The organism is Streptomyces sp. NPDC059224, from assembly GCF_042754285.1.
Lineage (GTDB): Bacteria > Actinomycetota > Actinomycetes > Streptomycetales > Streptomycetaceae > Streptomyces.
Window position 1 is genome coordinate 23663 of sequence record NZ_JBHZAN010000026.1, and the last position, 6554, is coordinate 30216.

8 protein-coding genes are annotated in these 6554 nt (G+C 71.0%); 5 read left to right on the plus strand and 3 right to left on the minus strand.

From position 1 onward, the window contains the following. Positions 1–97 precede the first annotated feature (97 nt). Positions 98–1186, minus strand: coding sequence for a redox-regulated ATPase YchF (gene ychF / locus ACFXI4_RS27910; protein WP_362732658.1), 1089 nt, complete (start codon positions 1184–1186; stop codon positions 98–100). Positions 1187–1382: 196 nt separating this feature from the next. Between ychF and ACFXI4_RS27915 the strand changes: the two genes are divergently transcribed. Then, positions 1383–1919, plus strand: coding sequence for a DUF6542 domain-containing protein (locus tag ACFXI4_RS27915; protein WP_384995972.1), 537 nt, complete (start codon positions 1383–1385; stop codon positions 1917–1919). Between the two features lie 17 nt (positions 1920–1936). Here the strand turns inward: ACFXI4_RS27915 and ppgK are convergent, their stop codons facing one another. Both ppgK and ACFXI4_RS27925 read right to left on the minus strand, forming a co-directional pair. Beyond that, the gene (ppgK, locus tag ACFXI4_RS27920) at positions 1937–2686 is read right to left on the minus strand and encodes a polyphosphate--glucose phosphotransferase (protein WP_362731061.1); all 750 of its coding nucleotides are present in this window, start codon (positions 2684–2686) and stop codon (positions 1937–1939) included. Between the two features lie 74 nt (positions 2687–2760). Next, positions 2761–3774: a 4-hydroxy-3-methylbut-2-enyl diphosphate reductase gene (locus tag ACFXI4_RS27925; protein ID WP_362731062.1), complete on the minus strand. Its 1014-nt coding sequence runs from the start codon at positions 3772–3774 to the stop codon at positions 2761–2763. A gap of 188 nt (positions 3775–3962) precedes the next feature. Between ACFXI4_RS27925 and ACFXI4_RS27930 the strand changes: the two genes are divergently transcribed. From ACFXI4_RS27930 to ACFXI4_RS27945, 4 genes are all read left to right on the plus strand, one after another. After that, positions 3963–4103, plus strand: coding sequence for a hypothetical protein (locus ACFXI4_RS27930; protein WP_384995975.1), 141 nt, complete (start codon positions 3963–3965; stop codon positions 4101–4103). 49 nt (positions 4104–4152) lie between these two features. After that, positions 4153–5361: an exodeoxyribonuclease VII large subunit gene (xseA, locus tag ACFXI4_RS27935; RefSeq protein WP_384995978.1), complete on the plus strand. Its 1209-nt coding sequence runs from the start codon at positions 4153–4155 to the stop codon at positions 5359–5361. Between the two features lie 36 nt (positions 5362–5397). Then, complete coding sequence (locus ACFXI4_RS27940; protein ID WP_384995980.1) at positions 5398–5655, plus strand: exodeoxyribonuclease VII small subunit; 258 nt, start codon at positions 5398–5400, stop codon at positions 5653–5655. 201 nt (positions 5656–5856) lie between these two features. Further along, positions 5857–6447 carry a malonic semialdehyde reductase gene (locus tag ACFXI4_RS27945; RefSeq protein ID WP_384995982.1) on the plus strand — a complete coding sequence of 197 codons (591 nt, stop codon included), beginning with the start codon at positions 5857–5859 and terminating at the stop codon, positions 6445–6447. Positions 6448–6554 lie beyond the last annotated feature (107 nt).

Sequence of the window (6554 nt, forward strand, 5' to 3'; positions counted from 1 at the left end):
ACGCTGTCACCGCATCGCGGGATCGAGGACTCACTGCGGACACACGGCTGTGCCCGACCCAGCAACAGGCGGGTCGAGCCCAGGCATTGACATAGCGTCAGACGTTGAAGCGGAACTCCACCACGTCGCCGTCCTGCATGACGTACTCCTTGCCCTCCATGCGGGCCTTGCCCTTGGCCCGGGCCTCGGTGACCGAGCCGGTCTCGACCAGGTCGTCGAAGGAGATGACCTCGGCCTTGATGAAGCCCTTCTGGAAGTCGGTGTGGATGACACCGGCCGCCTCGGGGGCCGTGGCGCCCTTCTTGATGGTCCAGGCGCGGGATTCCTTGGGGCCGGCCGTGAGGTAGGTCTGCAGGCCGAGGGTGTTGAAGCCGACGCGGGCCAGGGTGGCGAGGCCGGGCTCCTCCGCGCCGACCGACTCCAGCAGCTCCAGGGCGTCCTCCTCGTCGAGCTCCGCGAGGTCCGCCTCCAGCTTGGCGTTGAGGAAGATCGCCTCGGCGGGGGCGACCAGGGCGCGCTGCTCGGCCTTGAAGGTGTCGTCGGTCAGCTCGTCCTCGTCGACGTTGAAGACGTAGAGGAAGGGCTTGGTGGTCAGCAGGTGCAGGTCGTGCAGGAGCTCGGCGCGGTCCGAGCCCTGGAGGATGCCCTGGGAGAACAGGGTGTCGCCCTTCTCCAGGATCTCCTTGGCCTCCTCGACGGCCTTGACCTTGGGCGCCACGTCCTTCTTGATCCGCGACTCCTTCTGGAGGCGCGGCAGGACCTTCTCGATCGTCTGGAGGTCGGCGAGGATCAGCTCGGTGTTGATCGTCTCGATGTCGTCCTTCGGCGAGACCTTGCCGTCGACGTGCACGACGTTCTCGTCCTTGAAGGCGCGGATGACCTGGCAGATCGCGTCGGACTCACGGATGTTCGCGAGGAACTTGTTGCCCAGGCCCTCGCCCTCGGAGGCGCCGCGCACGATGCCCGCGATGTCGACGAAGTCCACCGTCGCCGGGAGGATCCGCTGCGAGGAGAAGATCTCGGACAGCTTGGCCAGGCGGGCGTCGGGGACGCCGACCACGCCCACGTTGGGCTCGATCGTGGCGAACGGGTAGTTGGCCGCGAGCACGTCGTTCTTGGTCAGGGCGTTGAACAGGGTCGACTTGCCGACATTGGGCAGGCCGACGATTCCGATCGTGAGCGACACGTTGCGACTTCCCGTAGTGAGTGGGTGTGTGAGCCGGAGGCTGCCAGTGCCGGCGGGCCGGCCGATCCACCAGTTTACGGGGTTCGGGGGCCCGGACCGGCGGCCGCGTCGAACACCTGGACACGCTCCCCTCTTCGGCTTGGTTTCGGCGTGTCTGGGCTGCGATTCGGCACATTAACCGACCTAAGTTGGTCCGGTGGAGCATCACAGGACCCGTCCCCGGCATCACGGACAGCGCCGTGAGGCCCCCCGCCCGCCCCTGCCGCCGCAGGCCGGACGCCGGCCGGCGGCGGCCGAGCGGCGGCCCGCCCCGGCGGGCTCCCGAGCGGCGGCCGTGGCCTGGCCCGGGCGGCCGTCCGGCCCACGGCTCACCGGTCTCGGCGGCGGCCTGTTCTGCGTGACCGTGATGTTCCTGGTCGGCTTCCTGGACGACCTGCTGTTCGGGGCGTCCCTGACCGTGTACGGCGTACTCTCCCTGCCGGTGTGCGCACTGACCGCGCTGTGGGTGCGCGGGAGCGATCTGCTGACCGCCCCCGTCGTCGTCCCGATCTCCTTCGCCGCCGGCCTGCTGACCGTCGCCGACGACGGCGGCGGCGGATTCCTCGGCGGTGTGGTGGGCCTGGTGACGGCCCTGTCCACGCAGGCCGGCTGGCTCTACGGCGGCACGCTGGTCGCCGGGGTGATCGTCATCGTCCGCCGGATCCGGCTGATCCGGCGCCGGCGCCGAGGCTGAGCCCCGGCCGCCCGTGCCTACTTGGCGTGGTGGGCGGCACGCATCGCCGCGCCCACGATCCCCGCGTTGTTCTGCAGCTGGGCCGGCACGATCTCGGCCTTGACGCCCTCGATGAGGGGCAGGAACTTCTCGGCCTTGCGGCTCACTCCGCCGCCGATGATGAACAGGTCCGGGGTGAACAGCATCTCGACGTGGGCGAGGTACTTGGTGACCCGGCGCGCCCAGTGCTCCCAAGTGAGGTCGTTGTCCTCCTTGGCCTTGCTGGACGCCTTCTTCTCGGCGTCGTGGCCGTCCAGCTCCAGGTGGCCGAGCTCGGTGTTGGGGACCAGCTCGCCGTCGGTGAACAGGGCACTGCCGATGCCGGTGCCGAAGGTGAGCAGGATGACCACGCCCTTGCGGTCCCGGCCGGCGCCGAACTGCATCTCGGCCACACCCGCCGCGTCCGCGTCGTTGACCACGGTCACCGGCAGGCCGCCGAGCCGGTCGCTGAACAGCGTGCGCGCGTCGGTGTCGATCCAGCTCTTGTCGACGTTCGCCGCCGTACGGATGTGCGTGCCGTCGCTGATCACTCCGGGGAAGGTCAGCCCGACCGGGCCGGTCCACCCGAAGTGGTCGATCACCTGCTTTACCCCGTCGGCGACGCCGTCGGGCGTCGCCGGCTGCGGGGTGAGCACCTTGCAGCGCTCCTGGGCCAGGTCGCCCTTGTCCAGGTCCACAGGAGCACCCTTGATCCCGGAACCACCAATGTCCACACCGAAGATCTGCATGGCTCCACGTTACGTCGTACGACTGACAGTCACGACGCCGGACGGCCCCCGGTCACACCGTCGTACGAGTGCCGTCAGGCCCCGGTGCCGCTGCCGCCTCGCTCGGCGACCAGGGCGGCCGCCTCTTCGCGCAGGTCGCGGCGGAGTTCCTTGGGCAGCGAGAAGGTGATGGACTCCTCGGCCGCCTTGACGATCTCCACGTCGCCGTAGCCGCGCTCGGCGAGCCACTCCAGGACCTCCTCGACCAGCACCTCGGGGACCGAGGCACCGGAGGTGACGCCGACCGTGGTCACGCCGTCCAGCCAGGTCTCGTCGATCTCGGCGGCGAAGTCGACCAGGTAGGCGGCGCGGGAACCGGCCAGCTTGGCGACCTCCACGAGCCGCTTGGAGTTGGAGGAGTTGCGGGAGCCGACCACGATGACCAGTTCGGCCTCGGCGCCCATCTGCTTCACGGCGAGCTGGCGGTTCTGGGTGGCGTAGCAGATGTCGTCGCTCGGCGGCGAGATCAGCTGCGGGAACTTCTCCTTCAGCGCGTCGACCGTCTCCATGGTCTCGTCGACGGAGAGCGTGGTCTGGGAGAGCCAGACGACCCTGGACTCGTCGCGGACCTCGACCTTGGCCACGTCCGCCGGGCCGTCGACGAGCTGGATGTGGTCGGGGGCCTCGCCGGAGGTGCCGATGACCTCCTCGTGGCCCTCGTGGCCGATCAGGAGGATGTCGTAGTCCTCGTCGGCGAAGCGGACGGCTTCCTTGTGGACCTTGGTGACGAGCGGGCAGGTCGCGTCGATGGAGGCGAGGCGGCCGCGCCGGGCCTCCTCGTGGACGACGGGGGCGACGCCGTGCGCGGAGAACATCACGATGTTCCCCGGCGGGACCTCCTCGGTCCGCTCGACGAAGACCGCGCCCTTCTTCTCCAGGGTCTGTACGACGTACTTGTTGTGCACGATCTCGTGCCGGACATAGATCGGGGCCCCGTACTGTTCCAGGGCCTTCTCGACGGCGATCACGGCGCGGTCCACACCCGCGCAGTAGCCACGGGGGGCGGCGAGCAGGACACGGCGGCCAGGCGAAGCGGTCATGGCACCCATCGTAAGGCCGCGTTCGGGGCCGGAGATCGCGTCCCGGTGACGATCGCGGGGAGACCGGCCGCAGACCGGAGCAGGGTGCGGCACACCCCGGCGGGGGGACCGACGTCCGAGACCGGTACGGCGACGGCGCCCCGCCAGGGGCCGACGAACGGCACCGGCTGCGGCGCGGTCCCGGCTCTCGGGACCTGGTGGTCCACGGGCTGCTGTTCTTCGCCCCGATGGCGCCAGAGCGGATGCCGGTGGTGGACATCGGGGCGCGGGCGGTGGGCGCGGTGTGGCCGGCGGTGGGGCTGCTGGTGCCGGTCGCGCGGCGGCGGGCCGCGGGGTGACGGGCCGCGGGGTGACGGGCCTGTCGGTGGGCGCCGTTACTCTCGGCGCATGGCTTTGAACACGTCTGTCGAAGCGCCTGTGCCGGTCGGCGAGGTGTCCCGGTTGATCGGTGGGTGGATCGACCGGCTCGGTGCCGTGTGGGTCGAGGGGCAGATCACCCAGCTCTCCCGGCGGCCGGGTGCGGGAGTGGTGTTCCTGACGCTGCGGGATCCGTCGTACGACATCTCGATCGCCGTCACCTGCTACCGGCAGGTGTTCGACGCGGTCGCCGATGTCGTCGGTGAGGGTGCGCGGGTCGTCGTCCACGCGAAACCGGAGTGGTACGCGCCGCGCGGGCAGCTTTCGCTGCGGGCGGCCGAGATAAGGCCGGTCGGGGTCGGGGAGCTGCTGGCGCGGCTGGAGGCGCTCAAGAAGGCGCTGGCCGCCGAGGGACTGTTCGCCGCCGAGCGGAAGAGGCCGCTGCCGTTCCTGCCGCAGCTGATCGGTCTGGTGTGCGGCCGGGCCTCGGCCGCCGAGCGGGACGTCCTGGAGAACGCCCGGCACCGCTGGCCCGCGGTGCGCTTCGAGGTGCGGAACGTGCCGGTGCAGGGCGTACACGCCGTACCGCAGGTCGTGCAGGCGGTGAAGGAGCTCGACGCGCTCCGGGACGTCGACGTGATCATCGTGGCCCGGGGCGGTGGCAGCGTGGAGGATCTGCTGCCGTTCTCCGACGAGCAGCTGGTACGGGCCGTCGCCGAGTGCCGTACGCCGGTCGTGTCCGCCATCGGGCACGAGCCCGACACCCCGCTGCTCGACTACGTGGCCGACCTGCGCGCCTCCACGCCCACCGACGCCGCCAAGAAGGTCGTGCCGGACGTCGGCGAGGAGCTGGAGCGGGTGCGGATGCTGCGGGACCGGGCCCGGCGGTGTGTCGACGGGCTGGTGGCGCGGGAGGAGCGAGGGCTGGCGCATGCGCTGGCGCGGCCCGTCATGGAGGATCCGCACCGGATGGTCGACGAGCGGGCCGATCATGTCGCCTCGCTGGTGGACCGGTCGCGGCGCACCCTCGGGCATCTGCTCGACCGTGCCGACTCCGAGCTGACGCACACCCACGCGCGCGTGGTGGCCCTCTCCCCCGCCGCCACGCTGAAGCGGGGGTATGCCGTGCTGCAGAGGGACGGTGGTGATGTGGTCCGGGACCCGGGGGAGGTCGAGCCGGGCGAGGCGTTGCGGGCGCGGGTCGCCGAGGGCGAGTTCACGGTGCGGGTGGACGGCTGACGCCGTCCCGTACCAGTCGATGAGAAAGGTCAGGGCATGAGCAGCAGGACGGAAGAGGCCGCCCTCTCGTACGAGCAGGCGCGGGACGAGCTGATCGAGACCGTGCGGCGGCTGGAGGCCGGCGGCACGAGCCTTGAGGAGTCCCTCGCGCTCTGGGAGCGGGGCGAGGAACTGGCCAAGGTGTGCCGGCGGTGGCTGGAGGGTGCGCGGGCCCGGCTGGACGCGGCGCTGGCGGAGGAGGAAGAGGGAGAGGGAGAGGGAGAGGGAGAGGACGGGGGCACGGAGGAGCAGTGAGCCGGACGGCGGCACCCACGGGTGCGGGCCGGGCGGTGCGGGGGCGCGAGGGGGTGGTGCGCGGCGGCGGCTGTGAGGCGGCTCACCAGATTCCGGGTCTTTGTTGAAGCTTGAACCTTTCCGGCGTATGGTCGTGCCGTCAGCGTATCCGGACCGCGGTCCGGATTGCATCGGATCGCGCTCTTCAGGAAGTTCGAAGTCATGTCTCTTGTTCTTGACCCCAGCGCCCAGGACCTGCTGTTCCGCGAGGCCCGCACCGCCAACACCTTCACCGACGAGCCGGTGACCGACGAGCAGGTCCAGGCCATCTACGACCTGGTCAAGTACGGCCCGACCTCCATGAACCAGTCGCCCCTCCGGGTGATTCTGGTCCGCTCCCCCGAGGCCCGCGAGCGCCTGGTGCAGCACATGGCCGAGGGCAACCAGAAGAAGACCGCCACCGCCCCCCTGGTCGCGATCCTCGCCGCGGACAACGAGTTCCACGAGGAGCTGCCGGAGCTCTTCCCGCACTTCCCGCAGGCCAAGGACGCCGTCTTCGGTGACCGCGCGGTGCGCGAGGGCAGCGCCGCCCTGAACGCCGCCCTCCAGGCCGCCTACTTCATCATCGGCGTCCGCGCCGCCGGCCTCGCCGCCGGCCCGATGACCGGCGTCGACTTCGCGGGCCTCCAGAAGGAGTTCCTGGACGACGACCACACTCCCTTCGTGGTCATCAACATCGGCAAGCCGGGCCCGGACGCCTGGTTCCCGCGCTCCCCGCGCCTGGCCTACGACGACGTCGTCACGACTGTCTGAGCCACCCCGCGCCCATGGAAGTGGGGGGGGGGGGCCGCGGCCGGGGGGGCGCCCCCCCGCGGGAGGCGGGGCGGGGGGGGGGGGAGGGCGGCGCCCGCCCCCCAGCA

What these genes read in the sequence shown, in the direction of transcription:
- ppgK (WP_362731061.1), bottom strand. Translation starts at nt 2,686, where the DNA reads ATGCAGATCTTCGGTGTGGACATTGGTGGTTCCGGGATCAAGGGTGCT.
- ACFXI4_RS27925 (WP_362731062.1), bottom strand. Translation starts at nt 3,774, where the DNA reads ATGGGTGCCATGACCGCTTCGCCTGGCCGCCGTGTCCTGCTCGCCGCC.
- xseA (WP_384995978.1), top strand. Translation starts at nt 4,153, where the DNA reads ATGGCTTTGAACACGTCTGTCGAAGCGCCTGTGCCGGTCGGCGAGGTG.
- ACFXI4_RS27940 (WP_384995980.1), top strand. Translation starts at nt 5,398, where the DNA reads ATGAGCAGCAGGACGGAAGAGGCCGCCCTCTCGTACGAGCAGGCGCGG.
- ACFXI4_RS27945 (WP_384995982.1), top strand. Translation starts at nt 5,857, where the DNA reads ATGTCTCTTGTTCTTGACCCCAGCGCCCAGGACCTGCTGTTCCGCGAG.